Here is a 24,929-nt window from a genome sequence, read left to right on the forward strand (position 1 = left end):
ACGGCACCAGTCAGCATCTGTCATACCGCTTTGGCGGCATTCATTGATAAGCCTGATCTGTTCCGCCATCGGAACACGGGCTTTGCGAGTAGTTGCCATAACCTATCCTCCATGATTGTAGTGAAATAGTCTAAATATCTTTCATCTACAATTATAGAGGAATCCAGAAGATTAGAAAATCCGCAGGAATATTTGGCGCTTACTATTTTTTGTAATTCCATTGTCTTCCCTGCGCAAGGAAAGACAGACATTATGAAATGCTCCCTTCTGTTTTTTGCACAGATCTGGAACAGAATCTGTTATCGCAAGTAAGATTCAGGCTAAAATCTTACAAAACCTATTGCTCTTTAATCCACTGAGCATCACGTTTCAGTATATGCCATAAATTATCCAACATGCCTTTCACCTCAACTATATCTTCAGGTGTTGCTACACCAGTCGTATTTGCAACTTTTGCAAGCTGATTTACATTCACACCAATCTTGTGCATCTCCTGAAACATTTCTTTTTGGTATGTCATATCAACATTCGCAACGATACCATCAATTGCCATTTTTCTGAGATACGCACCCATATTATTTGTCTTTGCCATGTACATTTTTCTACGGATCAACTTCTTTTCTTCTGATGTAACCCAGAAGCGCATCTGAATATTTCTTTTTCTGTTTTCCATAATTTTTTCCTTTCATTTTTTTCAGAATTGGTCAGGGATCCGGTTCTGTTTTCGTCAGATGGGGCACCACTGGCTGTCCTTGCTCTACTAAACAATCCCTTCATATTCTAAGGACAAAGTTTTTTCCAAAAATAAAGGAAATTTTGAAAAATATTCATCCGTTAAAAATAATAGCGGCACACCCTCAGGTGCACCGCCGGATAAATTCCCCATCATCTGGGAACTTCATACAATATTGAAATATACGAGTTTTTTCGAGTGCTTTTCGAGTTTTTCCGAGTGAACACTCGTATCATGACTTAACAAGAACATATTTTGAAGATTTTCCTTTACCGATCATATCGATAATATTTTCTTTTCGCATTTTATCAATTGTTGCTCTGGCCTGCTGTTCTGCCTTTATATACTGGACAACCTTATCACGCGTATATTGTACATCTGATTTGACCATTTCATAAACTCTGGCCGTCAGCATATATTCCTTACCAACAGTTTCTATCAATCCCAGTTTTACCAGATTAAGGCAACATTTCCTTGTATCTTCTAAGGATAGCTGTACCAGGTCTTTTGCATCAGACAACTTAATTTGCTTATTTTTTGTTACATATCTCAGGATCATTAACTCCGCTAATGATAAAATAATCTGCTTTTTCTCTTGCTCGGCAACAACAAACTTTACAAAAGACATATCTTCAACCGAACTACGCAATGTCAAAGAAACAGCATCGCTAAACACATGATATTCCGGATATGGTTTTCCCATAGATACCATTTCCCGATAAATAATATCCACGCCCTGTCCGGTGCGCTGCACATATTTTAAATGCTGTAACGTCTCGGCAATTAGCTTGTTACGAGGAGCTGATGGATGTGTAATGATATTCTTTTCCGTGATACCGTCCAAAAATCCACCTGGATTCTCGATCACAATTTTATCCGGATAATGCTTTACATATACAGCACTCATACTCTGATAGTCCCTGTGAGACATCGCATTTAACAATGCTTCCTGAAATACTTTTTCCGAAAAATCCGCTATCTCCAACCGGAACAGTCCAATCTGAACATTCAAAATCCGGTTATCGTTTTGTATAATTTCCGTAAGTCGATCCAAGACTGATACAATCGGCTGACGCATATCCAATCGTGCATCATATTCTTCCAGGTTATCTGCACTGTAATGTAAATAAATCACTTCTGCTGATGGCAGCAATCTGCTTATGGATGACTGTTTTCCTACGAATAACAGTCCAGCAACTGTCAGCTTTTCAATTTCTCCATCTGTTTTTATCAGTCCTAAATCTCTCAAAAATGCAAAATCTTCAGAATCCGGAAGTGTTGATTTTGGATCACGAACCCTGAGTTTCTCCTTCAACGAATATACTTCCAGAAGATTTACATCTTCCAAGGTGCTGTCTGCCACAATCTTTGAAGAGAAATCCGAAATATGTTCTCCATAGAATCGATTGCTCATTTCATCTGGGAAAAATGGTTTCGAGTTTTTTCCTAAACGCTTCAAAAAGCGTCCATCTGTCGTTCCGTATATTTTTCCATCGGTCTTAACTGACAATGCGAGCACTGTCAGACCTTGATAGTAATCTCCTCAATTTCTACAAACAATGACGGTCTTGTTTTGTCATAAATAATTTACTCGACTAAATTCCATTTTGATTGCATTCACGCTTCACAATCATCGACGAGTTCAGAAAAAATCTCCCCCGTATCTGTATATGAAAGAATAATCTTTTTTCTGATGAGTTACAAAGTGCCTGACACCCGAAAGAATGCGGCTAACTTTTTTCTCATCCTTTGCTCCATAATACTGGAAAATGACCACACCTGCTTCTGCAGACATGCCCAGGAAAAATCCGATAAATGTATTGATCACTGGATCCACTGTACCGACGACAGCCAGAGCTTCCTTTCCTCCAAGATTCCCAACCCCAATATTGTCTACCGTATTGTAAAGCTGCTGAAACAGATTTCCCACCATCAGCGGCAGCGCAAAGAATAAGATTCTCTTCCATATTGGTTCCTCCGTCATCTGAGACGCTGCCTGTGTATGCGTATTCACAAAATCTCCCTCTTTCGTAGTCATTTCTTATGATTCTCTCTCTATGACACACAAACAGAACCAATCTGTCACCTGAAATTTCATCTACTCTTCCACATATATGTATCCGTCTTCAACATTGAAAACTGCCACATCTGACCAGAGGTCATTTCCCCGGCAATCCGTCAGTTGAAACATCATTGCAAAGTTTCCGTCTCCCAGATCTTCCTCCGCAAATCCGGTATCTTCCGTCACTTCAAACTCCTCAGCTTCAAATAATTCAAATTCATCATCGCCGGATATGTCAGACACATAGAGCAAAGTAGTCAGTTGATCTCCCGGTCTCAGTTTCACCAGATTACGGTCTGACATACCATTGTCATCCAGTCCCCTTCTGGCACCTAATATCTCATATTTATTTTCAAGATAATCATAAACAACATGAAGCTGATATTCTGTGCCATTTAGCAGCACCGGAACCAGATACAGGTTGTAATCCTCCCCTTCATAAACAATTTCCATATAACACAGGTGACCGTCTATGGCTCCCCATACATCCCGAAAATTGTCGCGGAATATTCCATTTTCCCAATCCACATCCAGATCATTATCACTGCCCAGCCAGATTGCAATATCATCTTCTTCATCCATATATGCCAGCTGGAAGTAAACTCCAATCAGCGCATTGACCGTATTCTCGTCCAGTTCAATGGCAGCATATCCATTCTCATCGATATATACAGGAATTTCATCCATATCAGCAAATTCAAATACAGGAACTTCCTCTAAATCGGCTATTGTATAGTTCCCGGATTCCAGATATTCCTGAAAACTCTCCGTAACCTCTCCTGTCAGGCAATATTCGTAAAACTCGATAAATGAGGAGCTGACACACTGCATTGCATACTGCTCCAGTTCCTCTTCATCACTGTTATAAGAAAAATAACACGAGAGTCCTGAGGATTCCCTCTTATATGGACCATTTATTTTATAAAGGACACAGCTCTCAAGTGCGTTCAGCAATTCTTCTGAATATTGGGGCAGATTGTGTGAATTCTGCCGGATCAGATCTCCCAGATCCACTAAATTCGCATATCCTGATGAATCCGTATTGCCTCCATAGTTCTCAGCCTGCATGGCAGCTCTGCTGAACTCCATATAAAAAGCTGCATCTTCATATTGGTGTTCGATAGCCTCCTGTCCAATCCTTTCATACATCTCGATCAGATTCGGAACAAGTGACAAATCAATCAGCGAAAGTGTGACCTCATCCCCTACACCTTCTTCTATGCAGCCCTCCAGATAGGAATCACAGATCACAGTCCCAAGCCGGGAACCATCCATTGCTGTGTCAGATGCCAGTGCTCCCATCCATCCGGAATAATTCCATCCACAGCCAGGCTCCATTTCTTCACTTGCCACCAGATAACGTGCAACATCCGTAAATCTTCCCGCCGTGTCAATCGTAGCCATCAGGCAGGCATCAAAACCAACCAGTTCCAAAGGGGGATTTTGTTCTGAAAGATCATATACCTGAGCAAAGGCTTCATGAAACTCATCCAGTGTCAGGGAATCATAATCATACATTTCATCAAAAACTGCACCCTGTACGCTTCCTCCTCCATGATCCCAAAAAATCACCGCCTCATGGTCGGCAGGATAGTTATCATGGCAGAACTTCAGAAAATCTGACAGAGTCTCGGCATCTCCCATACTTGCTGATTCTTCCTGCGCCGCACACCAGAATCCTTCTTGTGTATATACATAGCGTTCCAGATATCCGGCTTCCACTATCTCATTCTGCCAGCTATATGCACCGCCTGTTTCAATCACTACAGTCACATTTTCCGGCAGGTCAACTTCCAGCAGTTCCATCAGATCTGCCGTCGCAGCACCATAATCACTTTCCAGATCACTGCCGCACAGATACCAGTAGATTGCCCAGCTTTCCTCTGAAGCATCCACTATTTCAAATGAAAAAAGGGTAATTATTATCATGCTCACCATACATATGCACAGTACCAAATTTGTTTTTCTGTTTTTCATAATCTACCTCTTAAATACTATCTCATATTATTTTCAGACTTTTGGCTTTCTGCACGGCATCCGTTTTTCCTTTTACATTCAGTTTCCGGTAATTCTCCGCCGCATGGTATTTTATCGTTGTTTCCGCCAGCCCTATAGTCTGGGCGATCTGCCGGATAGTCATTCCCTCGGCCTGTAGCTGCAGAATACGGATCGCATGTTCGCTGAAGTCTTTTATTGCGGCATTTTCTGCATTCAGATAACCCGGATAATAGTTTGCAATCTTTTCCGTCTCCGTATAAACCTTCTTCCACCATTCCTTCTCTTTCCTGGTTTCCGGACTGTAATTTACCCGTATTTTTTTCAGAAGAGGAAATACGGCAGCCCCCTCCTGAGAGATGATTCTGACAAAACCGTACTCACCTGCTTTTTTTAACAGTTTCAGAAACAATTCCTGCCATTCCTCTCCCATCCGGTCCAATATGATACTTTCCAGAATGTCCACTTCCATGGACAGGTACGGCCTGTCGTACTGCTCTGCGTAATACTGCAGTCGTTCCAGCAATGAGAGGCCTTTTATATATTCTGCCCGCAAGATATAATAACGCACCTTAGTCAGATACCGGTATCGCTCCATAATAAAAAAAGTTTCGTTTTCATCTGGTGCCTCTTTTATCCATTCCTGAATTGCAGCCTGATTATTTTCATAAAAATGCAGTCTGCATCGAAAAGCCTGCAAATTCAAAAACAACTGTCTGGCATCTTCTTTATCCAGTTTTCTTTCATAAGAGTCCAGTTGCTTCTGTGCGAGGGCAAGATCGCCTCCAACGAGATGCAGTCGGCTTTGCAGCCCTATGATTGCAAACGTCAGCTCTTTTTTTCCACCATTTTCAGCCTCTATCTGTGCCTTGGACAACAGTCTAAGGGTTTCGAAATTGTTTTCGCCCTTCTCAAAAAAGCTCTCACCGAGCGCTTCATTTACCAGTCCTTTTCCATATTTTCCAAGTACAAAGGTGACTGGTTTGCCGATTGTCGCCGCCAGCTCTCTGTCACGCTTGCTCCACTCGGAAAAATCCTTCCCTCCATTCATAACGCTGGGCAGATTGCTGGTAAGTGAAAACTCAGGTATGGCCAGGTCGCAGGATAGAATAAGCTTTGCCATACTTACCAGAATCTCTGTCAAACCTTTGATGCCTCTGTGTGGAAGCGCTACTGTCAAATAAGCCAGTCTTGCCTCCGCATTTCGTCGTGCTATCCCTTTTTCCATTTTTGAATAATTTTCAAGCTTATGATACCAGTATTCACTTTCCTCCGGCTGCATCAGGAGGGAATAAAGCATACTGAGAGCCCCCATAAGTTCTGGTTCACCTTCCACCTCTTCTTCAGTAAGCCGCAGATAATAGTTCCGGAGTTCAAAATAAAATCCTGCCGCCGGGTTCTGTCTTGCATTGCGCAGCAGTATATCACGGATTTTTTTTTCGTTTCCGCTTCGCTCGTACATTCTCAGAGCTTCTAAAAGCCTGTCGTGAATTTCATAATAGAGTCCTGCATTATATTGAAGTTCTTTGATCCACTCCCGCCCATATTCTTTTGCTGCATAACTGCGTAGGGAAATCAGCAGTGTCGGCCTGATGTAATAAATACCCTGATGTTGAAATAGAAAATTTCCGGTTTCTCTGCTCTTTTCAATAAGTGAGCAAACTCTTGGATTTCCGGTGATAAATTCAGCCAGCTCCAGATCAAACTCCTCAACTACGCTTACTTTAACCAGAAAATCCAGTACCTCTTTATCCCAGACGGGAAGAAGATTTTTCTCAATATAAGCTGACATTAATTCGGTATTTCTGCTGGTTAACTCAGGCCCTATTTTATATCCCTCAAGTACCTGCTGCATCGTCTGGAGAACTACAAACCCATTCCCTTCCGAATACTTTTCTGAGTAAGCCAATTCTTCTTCTGTCAGCTCCAGGCCATGCCTGAGTCCCATCTCACGGATTTCCGATTTTCTCAATCGCATATCATCCTCAGAAATAATCATCATATTCGTTTTGAAATACGATTCCAGTATCCAGAATGGTACCGGACTCCTTCCAATCAAAATCAACCATACATTCTCTGCCAAAATCAATTCACAGATTTTCTGTCTTACCCTGTCTCCATAGGCCGCCTGAATATCATCAATGACAAGAATATCACAGTTTTTTCCCCAGGAAACCCCTTCATCCAAAATCTTGGCATAGTCCTGACACGAAAAATACACATAATTACGAAATTTCAAAAATTGCTTTACAAATTCTGTTTTTCCATAACATGTCGCACCATAGATATAAACCGTCTGCCTTTTCTTTTTCGCCTGCTGCATTTTTTTCTTTGCGGCCTCAGGCATTACATAAATTCTATCCGCTTTTTTTGACACACATTTTTCCCTCCGTTGACCAAACATACTGTCCCATATAGCTGATTCTATTATAAACTGATTTTTTTCAAATAGTAACTGTACAAAAGTCCAGTTTATCGTGTTTTTATTCCAAGACTGTACTTTCGGTCAGTTCCATTTATTCTATAAGTTGGTATAATGAGGAACATAAAAAAATTATACTACATACAGGAAAAGGAGATTAATGCAATGAAAAAAAGAATTTTAGCACTGATGATGACCGGCGTGATGCTTGTCGGATGCCCTGTTATGGCACTGGCAGAAGAGGCTGCTGAAGAAACAGAGGTTATGGAAGAAGGCAGCGAAGAGATAGAATCCTTAGATTCCACCATGATTGACGAAACGGTTTATGAGGGAACATGGATTTCCGCTTTTGATGTATTTGATCTCTATCTCCCCAGTAACTGGGATGTTCTGGTCAATGCAGATCTGAACGAGGAAGCTCCTGAAAACTGCATATATTTCCAGGCAGCAAATGAAGAGCAGACTCAGTCCGTAGCAATCTCTTATTCGCCGAGCGAGCTTTCCACTCTGGATGAACTGGCATCATATTACACCGATCAGGGATTTGAAGAAGTAAGCTACATGTACATCAATGAAATTCCGGTCGTTACCTATTCTGTAGCCAGTGAAGGTATCCAGACTATGGGAATCGTGACTCTGGGTGATCAGGGTGGTGTTTACAACGTAACTCTCGGAGCTCCTGAGGATGACAGTGATTTTGCTCCGATTGCGCAGAACATTGTGTGCTCTTTCAGTGCGACAGCATCCGAAGAAGAAACTGAAACTGAAACCGAATAATAACATGGCTGACAACGGCAGGCCATGTCAGACTGTAGACAAAGCGGCTCTGGGATATAAATCCCAGAGCCATATTTCTTTTATCAAACGAATTGCATCCAAAATTGTATTTTTGTGTAGTTTTCTCGTTTCCAGCAATCCCCATTTTACCTTTATCTTTGCTAACTTTTTCAAGTTCATACACGCAAACGTAAGCCCGACTTTCATTTCCATCCCTGTTTGTTGTACGATATGTCAGCACCTGATTGTTGGGAAAGATATAACAATCATAATACTCATCATACACATACTCATATTTCTTGAAGAATCCCTCTTTGGTCATTGGTCTTTTGTAAGGTAAGAGAGGTTTTATCCCATCATCTATCAAAAGCTTTGCAATCGCCGGAGTTTTATATCCTGCATCTGCAACCAGTGTTTCTATGCCGATATCCTTGATCTTATCATACAGCCCCTTAAAAGTTCTACTGTCATGCTGATTCCCCGGGTTGATTGTATAACCAAGAATCTAGCCATTCTTATCACAGGCAGTTTCTATTGCGTAGGCAAATACATTCTTGTACTCCCCTTTGCGAAACCATCCACTTTCAGGATCAGTAGTGCTGCACTTATACCTACAAATATAAAATCAAGCAATGATATTGTTCGCACTTGCCAACTTTTCTTTTATAAAGAGGATAACACTTTCCCAATTAATTTATTAAGGACTGGAACGTTTGTCTCTTTGCTCAACAACAGCCATCACACCTCCTTTATTCTGTGCTGATTTCGATACCCAAAAGCATTGCCCTTCATTCTCGTTTCTCCAAGAAAATGTGACGCTTTCACCCCTCATTTCCAACTTTCTGGACAAATATATCATCTTCTTCATTTTCGTGCCCACAAAGCCTTATTCTACAAGGTCTCCGGATGCCAAAAGCGTCACATCTCACACAAAAAATCCCCTGTAATTCGCTTGAGAGATTTTACAGGGGCTGCTCTTATACTTGCTATTCTATATTCACTTGAATAATTTGATTTATTAAACCAATGATTTCCGACCTGTTACCATCATCATGCCAGTATGTAGAAACAGTTGTATTATTATCCTCTCCTGAATATGTGTGTCCACAATTTGCAGATACCTGAAACCTGTTTACTCCTCCATTCAGGCAAAGACTAATGAACGTATGACGCATATCATGGAGTCGGACATATGGCAATGGTTCCAGTCCATCTTTTCCTCTGGCTTTATTCACACGGTTTAGAAATTCTGAAAATCTCCGGCTGACTTTTCCCGGGTGAGGAAGATATCCTCTAACCAGATTTTCTTTTGTCATATAAATATAATCATCCGGTTTCACGGAACGCTGCAGATATTCTTCCTGCTGTGCTTTGATATGTTCCAACATCTGAACCAGGATATCTGGCAATGCTGCATATCTCTGCTTCCGCTCTTCTCTGGTATGTCCATCATCATTTCCTTTTTTCGGTACTTTCTCAATACTACCGGTAGAAATCTGGCATCTCTGATATTCAACATCAATCAACCTGTTTTCAAAATCAATATTTCTCCACTTGATTCCGCAAAGTTCACCTCGTCTCATACCAGTCAGGACTGTGAATCCAATCATGCTCCACACAGAATAATCTGCCTCATAATTTATCGCAAACTGAAGCATATAATTGACTTGTTCAGCATTCAGAATATTGCCCTTGAATACCTGCACTTCTCCATAATCTGCATCAAGAACAACATTCTCCGTAATACCATACCTGTTCTGATTCTTTTTCATATATCTCCAGAAATCTTTCAAATGTGTTCTGATTTTCTGAACGCTGTTATTGCTTAAAGGATATTCAAACCCCGGCTGACTTTCTTTACACCATGCAAAGAATTTTTCGATGTCAAGTGTATCAATGGTGCGAACATCTCGATCACTGAAATATGCTTTCATCCTCTTCGCCTGCGATTGTTTCTGCATCATGTAGGAATCAGACCATGTACTTTTATAGTATTCCGTATATTCATCCAGCACTTGGTCAAATGCAATCTTTCTCGTAATACCGGTTGTTCTCCTAGTTTTCTTTAACGCATTATTTTTTCCCTGAATTGCTTTTGCTTCCTTCATGGTACTCACAGTTCTGGTTGTCTTGATCTGCTTCATTTCCATTCTTCCTGTTTTCTTGTTCATACGTAGCTGGCGTCCAAAATCAAGACTTACCACATACTTTTTAGTGATTACGTTCTGTTTAATTCCTGGTGTTCCAGTATCGACGTACGTATCTTTTTTCATTTTCTGATTGCTCCTTTTGGTGAATTGATATTAGTTCCTTCACCTTTTAAAGACAAAGAAAATGGTAAAAATAAAGGAACATCTCAAAAGTTTTTTAGAAATTTAAAAAATCCCAGACACCTTAGCATCTGGGATTTCAAATAATAATCAGTATTCACTCATATCCAGAATTTCCAGCTTCGCTGTAATCATCTTATCAATGAAAGCGATTATATCTTCTCTGTTGTTGTCATCATGCCAGTACACTGATACTGTAATGGAATTCCCTTTTCCGGAAAAGGTATGTCCGCAGTTTGCGGAAACCTGAAACTGATTAACTCCACCATTTAAACACAAACTGATAAAAGTATGCCTCAGATCATGCAGTCTCACCTGGGGAATTGGTTCCAACCCTGCCTTTTCACGAACCTTATTCATCCTATTTTGAAACTCAGAAAACTTTCTGCTAAGCTTTCCCGGATGTGGCAGATATCCATTCACCAGATTTACTTTTGTCATGTAAATATAGTCCTCGGGAGTAACCTCGCGTCTGAGATAGATTGCCTGCTGATCCTTGATGTAGCCAAGAAGAATTGCCAGAGAATCCGGAAGTGCCGCATATCTCTGTTTACGCTCTTCTCTGGAATTACCATCGTCTTTCCCGCCCTTCGGCACTTTCTCCAGACTGCCTGTGGAAATCTGACATCTCTGATATTCCACATCAATCAGTCGTTTTTCAAAATCAATGTTCTTCCATTTCACACCACATAATTCTCCCCGGCGCAGTCCACTGAGAAGCGGGAGACCTATCAATGCCAATGTAGAGTAATCTTTTTCATTGTTGATTGCATACTGAATCATATAATTGACCTGTTCTGCGTTCAGTATCGTTGCTTCAAACTTTTTGATATCTCCGACCTCAGCATCCAGAACAACATTCTCTCGAATTCCATACTTTTTCTGATTCTTCTTCATATACTTCCATAGATCATACAAATGTGTTCTGATTTTCTGAATGCTGTTATTACTAAGTGGCTGTGGGAATCCCGGTTGTGGGCTTCTGCACCACTTGAAGAATTCCTCGATATCCAATGTATCAATGCTTTTTACATCACGATTTCCGAAATAGGTCTGCATCCTTTTTGCCTGTGACTGTTTTTGCATCATATAGGAATCCGACCAGTTCTCCTTGTAATGTGCAGTATATTCTGCAAGGGCACGAATGAAGGGCACTTTTTCAGCCACTTCTGTCACTTTTCTTTCCTTTTTCTCCTTGTTATTTTTTCCCAGAAGTGCTTTCGCCTCTTTTAACGTGGTTACGTGTTTGGTAGTTTTTGCCTGCTTCATTTCCATCAGCCCTGTTTTCTTATTCAAACGAAGCTGACGTCCCAGATCAATCGTCACGATGTACATGTTATCGCTGATTCTCTGCTTAATTCCCGGGTATCCGGTCTCCTTGTACAATTCTTTCTTCATAAAGCTACTTTTCCTCCATCCTGACGCGTTCGCGACATATTTTTCGATTTTGGTAGTTTTTTTGGTAGTTTTTAAAGAAAAAAGCCACTCTTTAAAGGCTAAAGAATGGCTTACAGCCGGACAAGTCCGGCAGTCGCGGCAGTCGCCAAATCCGCCTGTTAACAGGCTTCTTTGGCTCGTTGCTGATGCGAAAATACAAGGAAAATTGGCTTTTTGATTTACGAATTACACTTTAAACCGATATCCCACGCCCCAGATGGTCTCAATATACTGCGGCTTGGCATTATTATACTCAATTTTCTCACGGATCTTCTTAATGTGGACTGTAACTGTGGCGATATCCCCTACAGATTCCATATCCCAGATTTCCCGGAAAAGCTCCTCTTTGGTAAATACCCTGTTTGGATTCTGAGCCAGGAAGGTAAGCAGGTCAAATTCCTTGGTGGTAAAAGTCTTCTCTTCGCCATTCACCCATACACGGCGGGCGGTCTTGTCAATCTTGATTCCGCGGATCTCAATAATATCGTTCTTCTGGGTTGTAGAACCGATCAGACGGTTATAACGATCCATATGTGCCTTCACTCTGGCCACAAGCTCACTTGGGCTGAATGGCTTGGTCATATAATCATCTGCACCAAGTCCAAGGCCGCGGATCTTGTCAATATCGTCTTTCTTGGCGGAAACCATGATGATCGGGGTGTTTTTGGCTTCTCTTACCTGGCGGCAGATCTCAAATCCATCCACCTCCGGCAGCATCAGATCCAGAATGATCAGGTCAAACTCTTCCTTCAGCGCCTTCTCCAGTCCCAGATCGCCTCTATTGCAAATAATCACTTCAAATCCAGAGAGCTCCAGATAATCTTTCTCAAGCTCTGCAATCGCTTCTTCATCTTCAATGATCAGAATTCTGCTCATTTCATTGGTACCTCCTGGTATTTTCTAAGTACAAAATACATGATCGTGCCGATTCCCAGACGGCTTGTGGCCCATACCTTGCCGCCATGGTCTTCCAGAATTTTTTTCACAATGGAAAGACCGATTCCGCTTCCGCCTTTGGAAGAATTTCGTGAAACATCAGTACGGTAAAAACGGTCGAAAATGTAAGGCAGGTCTTTTGGGCCAATGCCTTTTCCATTGTCCTCGATCTCGATCTGGATAAAATCACCCACATCTTTAATACGGATCTGGATGATTCCTTTGGGCTTGTCCATATATTTGATGGCATTGCTGATAATGTTATGGATAACACGGCGAATCTGTTCGCCGTCTGCGATTACCATAACGTCTTTCTCCACATAGTTGGCGTAAACCAGCTCAATTCCTCTGGTTTCCAGCTCCAGCCCCACCTCTTCTGCACAGTCTGCAAAATAATCTTCTACATTCAGCTTACTGAAGGTGTAAGGGATACGGTTGGTATCGATTTTGGAATAAAAGGTCAGCTCATTGATCAGATGATCCATCTCGTTGGTCTTATTGTAAATAGTGCGGACGTAGCGGTCCATTTTCTCCGGAGTGTCTGCTACGCCGTCCATAATTCCTTCCACATAGCCTTTTACCGCTGTGATCGGGGTTTTCAGGTCATGGGAAATGTTGCTGATCAGCTCTCTGTTCTCTTTTTCCATCAGACTTTTTTCTTCTGTGGATTCCTTCAGACGGCGGCGCATTTCCTCGAAGTCCTGGCAAAGTTCCGAAAATTCATCCTTTCCTTCCACATCCAGAACAAAGTCCAGATTGCCCTCTTTTATATTTTGCGTCGCTTTTTTTAATTTAACCAGAGGTACGGCAATGCTGCGATATACCCACAATCCAACTACAAGGGCAACCGAGATCAGAATGACAAAGGCACTGATAAACAGATCCTTCGCCATCACATGGACTCTGCCCTGGCTGTCAGCGGAGTCGGTTATGGAAATATCATATACGGTGCCGTCACTTTCGGTCTGAACCTGTGCTTTCTGGGACTGTGACTGGCTGAATCCGTACAGCGTCGCAGCAAACAGAAGCAAAGGCATAAGAATGATCATGGTGAATCCCAGAATGATTCTTGTTTTCAGCTTCATAACGGTTCTATCCTCTTTCTTGTATTTCAGGGGCAGGTTTCACGGCTATAAGGTCACTTCTGCCTTTTTGCCCCGACTTTTATATAGATTATAGCATAAAGCTTTGTTTTCATCTCTTAATTTTCTATAAAATAATAATGGGTGGATTGAACACAGACAATTTTAAGGCACAGGTTCAATAATACCTATGGACAGAAAAAAACTGTCCCAGGAATAGGACAGTTTTTGCAAAGGGGATTTTACCTGTAAAGGGGCTATATGAAATTGGTCTATAAAATCAGATTATTCTTCTGTGTAAACATTGCCATATTCGTCAGACCATTTTCCACCGCCATTGTCGGTGAATCCGGTTCCGTTTTCGTCACGGAAATAATAGTCGCCGTTGGTCTGCTCTGTGACTTCTACGGTTTCACCGTCTTCGGACTGGAGATATACGGTTCTCAGATTCAGGGAATCTTCTCCGTCCGGATCGGCATCCTCATCGGTGTCTTCGTCATAGTAGGTAATCGCAGGTTCCTGGGTACCTGATGTGGATGTATCGTCATTTGAAGTGTCCACGGTGGAAGAAGTATCTGCGGCGGCAGCAGAATTATTGTCCGCGGTACTTGTATCTGCTGTAGTTTTGGAATTAGTGCTATCAGATGAATTACCAGAAGTATTACCGGACTTGCTGCTGGATGTATTCGCGGTGGCCGCAGATTCTGTAGTGCTGCCGGCGGGTGTCATGCTTACGCTCTTGGTTTCAGGGTCTGCGCTGCTCTGGCTTGATGTAGAAGAAGCAGGCTGTCCGCTCTGTGTACCGCAGCCGGAAACGGCATTTATCATAACCACAGCAAAAACTGCTGCCAGAATTGTTGTAAATAAATTTTTCTTTCTCATACGCTTTTTCCTCCTGTCATTCTTCTACTTCTGTAGAAGTTGGTTTTATACTACAACTGTAGAAGCAAAATGTCAAGAGTTTTTTCTACAAACGTAGAATTATTTTTTTGCCATTCTGCGCGCGTAACAACACTAGAGCGTGTTTTGCTCGTTATCACGATAGCAGCCAAGTTCTCATGTCAAGCGCACCTATCGCGTAAAAAAGCCTGGAAAAACTCAATCTGATATGTACTCACTCCGCTGGATCTTCAGCAAAGGGATCTCATTATATCTTCTCAAGTCTTTCCCAGGCTATATTTATTAACCTTACTATGAAATTTTCTTCAGACCAACCGGTCGCTTTTTTCAAATCTTATGCAAGGTATTTCTTCAGATCCTCAACCTTATCCAGGTGCTCCCACGGAAGGTCTACATCTGTACGGCCAAAGTGTCCGTATGAAGAAGTCTGTTTGTAGATTGGACGGCGAAGGTCAAGCATTTTGATGATTCCGGCCGGACGAAGGTCGAAATTCTCACGGATGATCTCTACCATTTTCGCGTCAGATACTTTACCTGTACCAAAGGTCTCTACATGGACAGAAGTCGGGTGTGCAACACCGATCGCGTAAGAAAGCTGGATCTCGCACTTGTCAGCAAGACCTGCTGCAACAATGTTCTTGGCAACATAACGTGCTGCATAAGCTGCAGAACGGTCAACCTTTGTGCAGTCTTTTCCGGAGAAAGCACCGCCGCCGTGACGTCCAGTTCCGCCATAGGTATCAACAATGATCTTACGTCCGGTAAGACCGCTGTCCCCGTTTGGTCCGCCGATTACGAAACGTCCGGTTGGGTTAATAAAGTACTTGGTATCCTCATCTACCATATCAGCCGGGATGATCTCATCAAATACATATTTCTTAATGTCTGCATGGATCTGCTCCTGTGTAACATCCGGATCATGCTGGGTAGAGCATACAACCGCATCAATACGGATTGGTTTGCCATTCTCGTCGTACTCAACTGTTACCTGAGTTTTTCCATCTGGTCTTAAGTATTTCAGAGTGCCGTCTTTACGAACCTTAGTCAGCTGACGTGCAAGCTTGTGTGCCATGTTGATGGCATATGGCATGTACTCTTCTGTTTCGTTGGAGGCATAACCAAACTGAATGCCCTGGTCACCAGCTCCGATGGAATCAAGCTCATCTTCATCCATCTGGTTTTCTTTCTGCTCAAGAGCCTTGTCAACACCCATTGCAATATCAGTGGACTGCTTGTCAAGTGCAGTGATTACGGCACATGTATCAGCGTCGAATCCAAATTTTCCGCGGGTGTAACCGATCTCACGGATGGTCTCTCTTACGATAGACTGGATATCGATGTTTGCCTTAGAGGTGATCTCACCCATAACCAGAACAAGACCTGTTGTTGTAGCAGTCTCACAGGCTACACGGCTCATTGGATCCTGTGCTACTAAAGCATCCAGGATGGCATCAGAAATGGCATCACAGATTTTATCCGGATGGCCTTCAGTTACAGATTCGGAAGTAAATAAGATTTTTTCTTTGTTTTCCATTCTTTTGTTTTACCCTTTCTTCGATGGAGCGAAAATCCCAAAGCAGCTAATATCTTAACAGTGCTATAAAATCTCCGCAAAAAAAGAACAGCCCGGACAAGCGGACTGTCTTATAAATGACGTTTATATAAACAATCCTCTTATTGTTCGATCACTCGCTCAGGTTGGCACCTTCCTCTCTTTCGAGGGGTTGCCGTGGCTTCATAGATCCTATGTATCTCCACCACTCTGAATAAAAGGCTATTCTTCAGTTTTCCTGTTGCAAGCAATACAATATACTGATTGCTTGTAATTGTCAATAGACATTTGAAGTCAGATGACTATTTTTGTTGTGGCTCAACCCACACGCAGGCGGAATTTCTGAATCTCCTTCTCACTGGAAACTCTCTCGATCTCTGCGCCAAGGCTGCGGAGTTTCTCCTCGAAATTCTCATAACCACGCTGGATATAAACAATGTCATCCACAATGGTGATTCCCTCTGCTGCCAGACCTGCAATAACAAGCGCAGCTCCTGCACGAAGATCCGGTGCGCTTACTCTTGCGCCGGTGAGCTTATTCACACCATCGATGATCGCGGAATTGCCCTCAACCTTGATACAGGCTCCCATTCTGGAAAGCTCGTCTGCATATTTGAAACGATTCTCAAAAATACTCTCAGTCACAATACTGGTTCCCTCTGCAAGTGCCAGGGTAACAGCAATCTGCGGCTGCATATCAGTGGGATATCCCGGATATGGAAGAGTCTTCACATGAGTACGGTGAAGCTTGCCAACTGCACGAACACGTACCGCATCATCAAACTCCTGAACCTCACATCCGATTTCCTCAAGCTTAGCTGTAGTAGCCTCAAGATGCTTGGGAATTACATTCTTAACTGTAACATCACCGCCGGTAGCTGCTGCAGCAAACATAAAGGTTCCTGCCTCGATCTGGTCCGGAATGATGGAATACTCTGTGCGGTGCAGTTTCTCAACGCCTTTGATACGGATCACGTCTGTACCAGCGCCTTTGATATTGGCTCCCATGCTGTTCAGGAAGTTGGCAACATCTACTACGTGCGGCTCTCTTGCTGCATTCTCAATAATTGTACGTCCTGGCGCAAGGGATGCTGCCATCATAATATTGATGGTTGCTCCTACAGAAACCACGTCAAGGAAAATATGGCTTCCATGAAGGTTTGATGCCTCTGCAACAATAGCTCCATGAAGAATGTCAACCTTGGCACCAAGAGCTCTGAAGCCCTTCAGATGCTGGTCAATAGGACGGCTTCCAATATTGCAGCCGCCTGGAAGTGGAACTTCCGCTCTTTTATATTTACCAAGTAAAGCACCAAGAAGATAGTAAGATGCACGGATCTTCTTAATGTACTCATAATCTACACTTACATCACCAATAGTAGAACCATTGATCTTAACAGTTGACTTATTGATACGGTCAACCTGTGCACCGATGCCAGCGATTGCCTCCAGTAAAACGTTGATGTCTCTGACGTCAGGCAGATTCTCGATGAGGATTGTCTCATCTGTCATAATAGCTGCTGATAAAATAGCCAGTGCAGCATTCTTGGCACCTGCTATCTCTACTTCACCAACAAGCGGATTTCCGCCTTTAATCACATACTGTTCCATAACACACCTCTATTATTCTTACTCCGCGAGCAAAAAGGCTATTGCCACACAATAACCTCCAAAAGCTCTCCTCTTTGATCTACAGTTACTTAATTAACCCCTGTCTGTAGTGTTTCCAAAAGTGCCTGCAGACTTGCTTCCAAATCTTTCCCTTCTTCATCTACCACAATGTCTGCATATTTTTCATATAAGGGAACACGCTCCTCATATAAGCTCTTCAAAGTCTGTCCCTCTTTCAGAAGAACTCCTCGCTTCTTGAGATTTCCAAGCCGCTTCTCAAGAGACTCCAAAGAAAGTCTGAGGTAAACTACTTTCCCGATTGATCTCAAGTGCTCCATCGCCTCACTGCAATATACCACACTTCCCCCAGTAGCAATCACAGTATTCTCAGTCTCAATCGACGCATTTACGCGGTTCTCGATGGCCTTGAAACCTTCTTCGCCTTCTTCATCAATGATCTGATAAAGACGTCTTTTTTCTTCTTTTTGTATTAAAAGATCTGAATCTAAAAATTCATATCCAAGTATTTTCGCAAGAACAACGCCCAAAGTGCTTTTACCTGCACCGGGCATTCCAATCAATGTAATATTATTCATTTTCATTCGATATTCCTCTAGATAATAACACAAAAGATATATTATTGCAATCCCATTAAGAATTTGTTACTGGTTTTGTTACTATTTTCCAGGTTTTTAACGGCATTTTATGCCTTGGAACGGCGTGAGCTGCTGCGTTTTCTCCCCTTTTTTACGCTGTAGCCAAAGGTTCCAAGCTTTTTGCCAAGTCCCAGATATTCTCCATGGGAATACACCATCAGTTTCGATTGATTCAGCTGAAATTTATTATTTTTGTCCATGTAGGCTTCATCTGCATGTACGGCCACAACCTCTGCCAGAAACATGTGATGGGAGCCAAGCTTTTCTATTTTTTTTACTTTGCACTCGATATTTACAGGAGATTCGCCGATCATAGGTGCTTTTACATGATCCGCTTTCTCTTTGGTAAGATGAAGCTCCTGGAATTTATCAACATCCCTGCCGGAACGCACACCGCAGTAATCGGTGGCATACGCCAGCTCCTCTGTGGTAAGGTTCAGCACAAATTCCTTAGTCTTGCAGATCATGTCATAGGAAAATCTGGTGGGACGGACGGAAATGCTTACCATAGGCGGGTTGGTGCATACCGTTCCCGCCCATGCCACTGTTATTATATTATCATTGCCCTCCCCATCTGTAACGCTGACCATCACAGCCGGGAGAGGGTAAAGCATATTGCCTGGTTTCCAGGTCTGTTTTGCCATTTTTCTGCTCCTTAATTGAAGTCATTTGCCATGATCTGTGCTGCTTCCATCATGGCTGGGATCATCTGTTTCTTACGGGAAACCACGCCCTTCAGGTGGAAGCATTCATCCTTCGGATCCTGCTGGAATGCAAGTTTTCCCATTTCTTCACTGCCTTCTCCGTAATAGATCACGTCAGAAGACTCATCCATAATATTGGTTAACATAAAGTAAACACGGGAAATTCCGTGACGGCCGCACTCGCTTACCATAAACGGTTTCAGGCGGGCTTTGATTTCCTGAAGCTCTTCCTCGTCCATGGAACTGATCTGTCCAACGCCGAAAGCCACATTTCCCTCTGCAATAAATTTCTTGTAATCCTGATAGAAAATTTCCTCAGGTGCTTTATCCTGCAGATTGCTTCCTGCCTTGAACATTTCCCTTGCAAAATCTTCGATCTTAATGTCCGCGATCAGGGCCAGTGCACTTGCAGCGATCTTATCCTGCTGGGTGCAGGTAGGTGAACGGAACATTAAGGTGTCTGAAATAATGGCAGCGCAAAGAAGTCCTGCGATCTTAGGCGGGATTTCCAGTCTCTGCTCGTCATAGATCCGGTAAAGAATGGTTGCGGTGCAACCAACCGGTTCATTTCGGAAATTGATCGGCTTCATAGTCTCCAGAGAACCAAGCTTATGATGGTCGATGATCTCCAGGATCTCCGCCTTCTCAATATTATCAACTGCCTGATCCTTCTCATTATGGTCTACCAGAATCACCTGTTTCTTGTGCATGTCCAGGAAATTTCGTCTGGAAATGGTTCCCACACATTTTCCCCTCTTGTTGATCACAGGGAAAGCGCGGTGACGGTGTTTGATCATAACATCCTGGATATCATCTGTGAAATCCTCAGTGCTGAAGGTTACCAGATTGTCTTTTTTCATGACGTAATTTACCGGAATACTCTGGTTGATCATGCGGGCAATTGTGTAGGTATCGTACGGAGAGGTGATGATAATGATCTGTCTCTCGTGGGCTTTCTGGATTACCCGCTCACTTACCTGAATGTTCATGCCTACAATAATGCAGCTTACATTCAGCTCGATTGCCTTTAACTGGTCTTCCTCTCTGTTTCCCAGAATGACCATATCATTTTCTTCGATATAGTTCTTCATCATCTCCGGATCCGCAGTTCCGATCAGGATTTTTCCCTTGGTAAAATAGCCGTGGCCGTTTCCTTCCACGATTTCACCGTCAAGGGTATCTTTGATCTTGTTGTACTGGGTTCTGGCATTTGCAAGAAGGTAGCTGTCTTTGGTGTCCATATAAATATCCGCAATGTCACCGATGGTTACAATTCCTTCCAGCTCATCTTCGCTGTTGCAGATTGGCAGGGTAACAATGCCCTTGTTCTGCATCATATCCCAGGCATTTTTCAGGGACATGGTACGGTCTGCGTCCGGCTTCGGGCGAATGTCCATATCTTTTACCTGCGTTCCGATATTTCCCAGATAGGCTGGCGGCTGTACGCCGAAACGGTTCAGAACGTACTGGGTTTCTTCGTTGATCTGACCGGCGCGTCTTGGAATATAGCGCTTGGTCTGGGTGGTTCTGTTTTTAATATCTGCGTAAGCAATTGCGGAACAGATGGAATCCGTATCTGGATTTTTATGTCCCATTACAAATACTTTCTGATTCTTCATTCACATTCTTCCTTCTGAAATCAAGATAACTGCTGCCCGTCTTCAAGCTACAGTCAATCAGTTTTTACTTCGGGTTTATTTTTTCTGTCGGCATTAGAGCGTGTTTGAAAAAGACACGATTTTTCAAACAGGCTCTAGTTCAGCTTAATATTTGCAAATAAAGATCCCAGGGATGTGGTTGCCTCTTCACCGGACTGTGGAATTTCGATTTTCTCTTCTTCCACTTCTTTTGCCATCATATCAGTTGCTTCCTTGATGCTCAGGCTCAGCTTTCCGTCCTTCACTGCAGTTACTTTTACCTTAACTTTATCTCCAACAGCAAGAACCTCGGATGGTTTGCGGATTCTTTTCTCGCAGATCTGGGAAATATGTACCAGTCCGGATACGCCGTTTCCAAGATCAACAAATGCGCCGTATGGCTGAAGGCTCTCTACAGTTCCCTCTGTTACAAAGCCTGGCTGAATATTGGAAATTTTATTCTTTCTTTCCGCTTCTGCTTTTTCTCTTAAGATTTCCTTTGCAGAAAGGATCAGCTTCTTGTCCTCTTTATTGACATCAATTACCTGAACCTGGATACGCTTATTCAGATATTCGTTGGTGTCCTCCACGTAGCTCAGGGCCAGCTTAGATGCCGGGATAAAACCGCGCACACCTTCTACATAAGCAACTGCGCCGCCGTTTACCACGCCTTTTACCACTACATCAAGTATTTCGCCGGAAGCTTTCAGCTCTTTTAATTTATCCCAGGCGAGAACGTCAGTTGCCTCTACCCTGGATAAAAGGATGTTGCCGTTTCCGTCGTCTTTTTTTACTACGGTTGCGGAAACCTCGTCTCCTGGATGTACCTCTTCCTTTACGTTAAAGCCCGGTTCTCTGCTGTAATCTTCTACCGGGATGATTCCTTCTGCATAATATTTTAAATCAACAATAATCTCTTTATCGTCTACGCTCACAACTGTTCCTGTGAGAATATCGCCTTCTTCAATTTTCTTAAAAGAAGCTTCCAGTTCAGCTTCGTAATCTTTCATTGTCTCTGCCATGGCTTATGACTCCTTTCGAAATATCAATCTCTTAAAATTTCAACTTCTTAAAATGGATTATATCACACGCCCTTTTAGTTGCAAATAAATTTTAAATTGCATGAAATAAAAAACACCTCCTGCAGTTCTTTGCAGGAGGCACCTTTTTCTGGTTCTACTTTTGTTCATTTGCTTTATTCCTTCTCCTTTCTAGCTGTACTAGGCTCATCCAGACCAGCCAGAGGGAGCTCTTCAAAGAAGAAGCCTTTTGGTCTTTTCTCCTTCTGTTCTGCTTTAGCCGGATCGAACAGATCATACTGTTCCACATTGAATTTCGTGACCTGCTGTGGTTTCTGTCCGCGGACAAAAAGCCAGGCATCACCAACTGGCATATTCAGAATGCTGTCTGCCGTTTTATTTGCCTTAATGCTTATGTACTTTGCAGTATCCACATCCTGACCGCCAAGGTAAAGACAGCTGTCACAGTTGTTGATAATGGTTTTTGCACACTTTTCACCATACATGGAGTCCAGCTGTGTGATGCTCTGTAAGATCAGGCTTACGTAGATTTCCCTGGATCTGATCACGGAAATGATTTTGTCAAAATCTGGAATTACCGCATTTGATGCAAAATCATCCATGATAAATCTCACGGGGATCTCAAGCCTGCCGTCTTCCTCATAGTCAGCCAGCTGGCAAAGTTCATGCAAAGCCTGTACGTACAGCAGATTCAGCAGCCTGTCACATGACCGGTTACTGTCGCTGACATTGATAAGCAATGCGATTTTCCGATAACCCATCTCCCAGAAACTTACCTGTCTTTTGTTGGTAAAGAACTGTTCGCATTCCGGACTGTAGAAAGAACTCAGCTTTTCTCCCAATATGAATGCAGAGCTGGCATTGGTTTTATCTGCAGCTTTTGTGTCCTTAAAAAGATGCCACTTTTTCACTGCAAAGCTCTCCGGATGGATCATTTCCCACTCCTGCATCAGCAGATCAAGAGTTTCGGTTCCAAGAAGCTGCTGAAGCTTTGCCACTTTTCCAAGATGGTGTTCCCGTTCCGGAAGTGCTTCCAGAACATAGGAAATCAGGGCGCTTACCTGCATAGCAGCTGCATGATCCCAGAATGGATCTTTCCCGCATTCTACGGGACAGAGGCTTTGGGCAAGCATCTCAATGTCCTGCCCTCGGTAGCGTTCCACCTGTTTGCCGTTCTTTATCACCCTCTCTTTCTCGATGTGCAGCAATGGGTTATATCCCACTGGTGAATCCCGCATATTGTCAAAATTCAGGTTTACGACATCGTACCCCTTCTTCTTCAGCTCCGGACCAAGCTTTTTGCAAAGCTGGTTCTTGGTATCCACAACGATCATGCTGTCGTTGCTTTCCAGGATGTTTGGAATGACATAGCTTCTTGTCTTTCCGGCACCGCTGACACCTATGATCAGGTCATTATTGTTAAGACCTGTCTCCCAGGTATTGTTGTTGATGTACTTGCCCTGTGCCAGAATTCTGTTGTTTTCTTTGTTCTCCATAAAAACTTTACTAATCATTTAATTTAATCTCCTTTACCACTCCTTTCTTTCAGTACAGCTCCCGCTGCCTTGTTTGCTTTTAATTTCATTCAGGCGCTCGCCACCTTTCTCGATTTTGATTTCATTCAGGCCACCGCTACCTTTCTAGCTTTTAATTTCATTCAGGCCACCGCTACCTTTCTAGCTTTTAATTTCATTCAGGCCCCCGCCACCTTTCTAGCTTTTGGTTCTGTTGATTTTTGTTGTGTTGTACGGTAAATTTCTGCGAAAGGCTCCACAAACAGCCATACCTTGTCCTGGCAGTTCATGTCACAGAGAAAGTAGTCGCAGAATTCCAGGATGCTAAAATCCATGTTGACTTCATCCGGATTGGTGAAATCATCGCAAAGCTTGCGGATACAGGTGATCTTTTTTCCTGTAAGCTTCTGCAGAACCTCATCGATATCCCACAATGAGGTACCGTAAACCAGGCTTTGCCAGTAGTTTCCGTATTTGCAGGGCAGGATTCCATTTATTGCATGGAATTCATACTTCGTTTTCTTGTAGTACGTTAAGTTGTAAATTCTTTGCAGACGCTGCTCCAGCGCAATGGGGCCTTCGGCTTCCAGCTCAGAATACAGTTCTTTTTCCTCCAGGGAATCCCATGTTGTGGCCTCCTTTGGATGCACCCGCAAAGGGCGCCCTTCTATTCTCAGGTCCACAAGGTCATAGGGGACGCGCATAATGTCAACCAGTTGTGTTGTTTTCCTGGCAGTAGGCGCCTGGTGAAACTGTTCTGACACAAAGTCACAGACCTGTCCAACGGAAATGTCTGGATAACCATCCTCCCATTTTGAAAAGCCCAACTGTGTCATCACATCTTCAAAAGCTTCCCGTTTAAAGAACATGAAGTCAGCAAATGACAAATCTGCAATGTAACGCATCATTTTGCCAATGACTTCTTGATCGGTGAGCACCCCGGTGCGCGCGTATTTAATTTTCTTTTCCAGCTCGCCGCTTAAATTTCTTTCTTCGTAAATTTTTGTTGTTTTCTTGTTTTGCATTTCGTTATCTCCTTTTCATTTTGATGGAATTTTTATGTTTTAGGTTTTTCTTCACTAAAACACTCGTATGTTTTATTTGCATTTTATTCTGTTTCAATTAAGCTCCCGCTTAATTTTTAAGGTTTTATTATGTTATGCAGTTATGTGCCGTTATGTATTATGGCGTCTTGTATATTTTGTTGACGTTTTATTATGTTGTATTTGTTCTGTTGTAAAAAATGTGACATATATATCACATATTTTACTTAAATTGACATATGTTAAAACGAAATAATCCATTTTCATGGAAACAAAACATGATTTTCAAAGTTTTCTGTTTTCTCCGTATTTTCCAAATTCCCTTGTAATTACTGACTTTAATTTGTATTTTGGGCAAAATAAAAACCCCTTCTATTTAGAAGGAGTTCCAGACTGTAGACAAACTTGGTGTTGGGTGTTATGCCCAGCACCATTTTTCTTTTAAAACTTCTTTTCTTTTTATTTTTTTCAAAATCAACAAAAATCTGGCTGTGTTCC

General features: G+C 42.6%; 19 protein-coding genes, 1 pseudogene and 1 riboswitch. Of the genes and pseudogenes, 1 reads left to right on the plus strand and 19 read right to left on the minus strand.

Features of this window, described 5'->3' with window-relative positions:
• Positions 1-337 precede the first annotated feature (337 nt).
• The 5 genes from ACTQ50_RS16960 to ACTQ50_RS16980 all read right to left on the minus strand — a co-directional run bounded on the left by ACTQ50_RS16960 (position 338) and on the right by ACTQ50_RS16980 (position 7,167).
• Complete coding sequence (locus ACTQ50_RS16960) at positions 338-673, minus strand: plasmid mobilization protein (RefSeq protein WP_441485174.1); 336 nt, start codon at positions 671-673, stop codon at positions 338-340.
• A gap of 292 nt (positions 674-965) precedes the next feature.
• Entirely contained in the window at positions 966-2,192 is a 1,227-nt protein-coding gene (locus tag ACTQ50_RS16965; protein WP_441485175.1) for an ATP-binding protein, read from the minus strand.
• Positions 2,193-2,375: 183 nt separating this feature from the next.
• On the minus strand, positions 2,376-2,771 hold the full coding sequence (locus ACTQ50_RS16970) for an MATE family efflux transporter (protein WP_441485176.1): 396 nt from the start codon (positions 2,769-2,771) through the stop codon (positions 2,376-2,378).
• Positions 2,772-2,831: 60 nt separating this feature from the next.
• Positions 2,832-4,772, minus strand: coding sequence for a clostripain-related cysteine peptidase (locus tag ACTQ50_RS16975; protein ID WP_441485177.1), 1,941 nt, complete (start codon positions 4,770-4,772; stop codon positions 2,832-2,834).
• Between the two features lie 22 nt (positions 4,773-4,794).
• Positions 4,795-7,167 carry a LuxR C-terminal-related transcriptional regulator gene (locus tag ACTQ50_RS16980; protein WP_441485178.1) on the minus strand — a complete coding sequence of 791 codons (2,373 nt, stop codon included), beginning with the start codon at positions 7,165-7,167 and terminating at the stop codon, positions 4,795-4,797.
• A gap of 210 nt (positions 7,168-7,377) precedes the next feature.
• Between ACTQ50_RS16980 and ACTQ50_RS16985 the strand changes: the two genes are divergently transcribed.
• Positions 7,378-7,989 carry a hypothetical protein gene (locus tag ACTQ50_RS16985; protein WP_441485179.1) on the plus strand — a complete coding sequence of 204 codons (612 nt, stop codon included), beginning with the start codon at positions 7,378-7,380 and terminating at the stop codon, positions 7,987-7,989.
• 27 nt (positions 7,990-8,016) lie between these two features.
• Here the strand turns inward: ACTQ50_RS16985 and ACTQ50_RS16990 are convergent.
• The 14 genes and pseudogenes from ACTQ50_RS16990 to ACTQ50_RS17055 all read right to left on the minus strand — a co-directional run.
• A pseudogene (locus ACTQ50_RS16990) lies at positions 8,017-8,596 on the minus strand (transposase); the annotation flags it as partial.
• A gap of 379 nt (positions 8,597-8,975) precedes the next feature.
• Positions 8,976-10,262 carry a tyrosine-type recombinase/integrase gene (locus ACTQ50_RS16995; RefSeq protein WP_441485180.1) on the minus strand — a complete coding sequence of 429 codons (1,287 nt, stop codon included), beginning with the start codon at positions 10,260-10,262 and terminating at the stop codon, positions 8,976-8,978.
• A gap of 147 nt (positions 10,263-10,409) precedes the next feature.
• Positions 10,410-11,717, minus strand: coding sequence for a site-specific integrase (locus tag ACTQ50_RS17000; protein WP_441485181.1), 1,308 nt, complete (start codon positions 11,715-11,717; stop codon positions 10,410-10,412).
• 225 nt (positions 11,718-11,942) lie between these two features.
• Positions 11,943-12,632, minus strand: a complete 690-nt coding sequence (locus ACTQ50_RS17005; protein ID WP_441485182.1) for a response regulator transcription factor — start codon at positions 12,630-12,632, stop codon at positions 11,943-11,945.
• Positions 12,629-13,777: a sensor histidine kinase gene (locus ACTQ50_RS17010; RefSeq protein WP_441485183.1), complete on the minus strand. Its 1,149-nt coding sequence runs from the start codon at positions 13,775-13,777 to the stop codon at positions 12,629-12,631. The genes ACTQ50_RS17005 and ACTQ50_RS17010 overlap by 4 nt, the downstream gene beginning before the upstream one ends.
• Before the next feature lie 282 nt (positions 13,778-14,059).
• Positions 14,060-14,656 (minus strand): hypothetical protein, encoded by a 597-nt coding sequence (locus ACTQ50_RS17015; RefSeq protein WP_441485184.1) that lies wholly within the window; start codon positions 14,654-14,656, stop codon positions 14,060-14,062.
• Between the two features lie 352 nt (positions 14,657-15,008).
• A complete protein-coding gene (gene metK, locus ACTQ50_RS17020; protein ID WP_441485185.1) occupies positions 15,009-16,208 on the minus strand; it encodes a methionine adenosyltransferase in 1,200 nt (399 codons plus the stop codon).
• Positions 16,209-16,345: 137 nt separating this feature from the next.
• A riboswitch (SAM riboswitch) is annotated at positions 16,346-16,447 on the minus strand.
• Positions 16,448-16,544: 97 nt separating this feature from the next.
• Positions 16,545-17,837, minus strand: coding sequence for a UDP-N-acetylglucosamine 1-carboxyvinyltransferase (locus ACTQ50_RS17025; RefSeq protein ID WP_441485186.1), 1,293 nt, complete (start codon positions 17,835-17,837; stop codon positions 16,545-16,547).
• A gap of 89 nt (positions 17,838-17,926) precedes the next feature.
• A complete protein-coding gene (locus ACTQ50_RS17030; RefSeq protein ID WP_441485191.1) occupies positions 17,927-18,433 on the minus strand; it encodes a shikimate kinase in 507 nt (168 codons plus the stop codon).
• Positions 18,434-18,540: 107 nt separating this feature from the next.
• Positions 18,541-19,137: a flavin reductase family protein gene (locus ACTQ50_RS17035; protein ID WP_295306810.1), complete on the minus strand. Its 597-nt coding sequence runs from the start codon at positions 19,135-19,137 to the stop codon at positions 18,541-18,543.
• An 11-nt stretch (positions 19,138-19,148) separates the two neighbouring features.
• Positions 19,149-20,816: a putative manganese-dependent inorganic diphosphatase gene (locus ACTQ50_RS17040; protein WP_441485187.1), complete on the minus strand. Its 1,668-nt coding sequence runs from the start codon at positions 20,814-20,816 to the stop codon at positions 19,149-19,151.
• Between the two features lie 134 nt (positions 20,817-20,950).
• Positions 20,951-21,856, minus strand: coding sequence for a S1 RNA-binding domain-containing protein (locus tag ACTQ50_RS17045; protein WP_441485188.1), 906 nt, complete (start codon positions 21,854-21,856; stop codon positions 20,951-20,953).
• Between the two features lie 173 nt (positions 21,857-22,029).
• Positions 22,030-23,388 (minus strand): VirD4-like conjugal transfer protein, CD1115 family, encoded by a 1,359-nt coding sequence (locus ACTQ50_RS17050; protein ID WP_441485189.1) that lies wholly within the window; start codon positions 23,386-23,388, stop codon positions 22,030-22,032.
• Between the two features lie 179 nt (positions 23,389-23,567).
• Entirely contained in the window at positions 23,568-24,413 is an 846-nt protein-coding gene (locus ACTQ50_RS17055; protein WP_441485190.1) for a hypothetical protein, read from the minus strand.
• Between the last annotated feature and the right edge of the window lie 516 nt (positions 24,414-24,929).

It is taken from the genome of Blautia sp. Sow4_E7 (assembly GCF_052116245.1).
Lineage (GTDB): Bacteria > Bacillota > Clostridia > Lachnospirales > Lachnospiraceae > Blautia_A.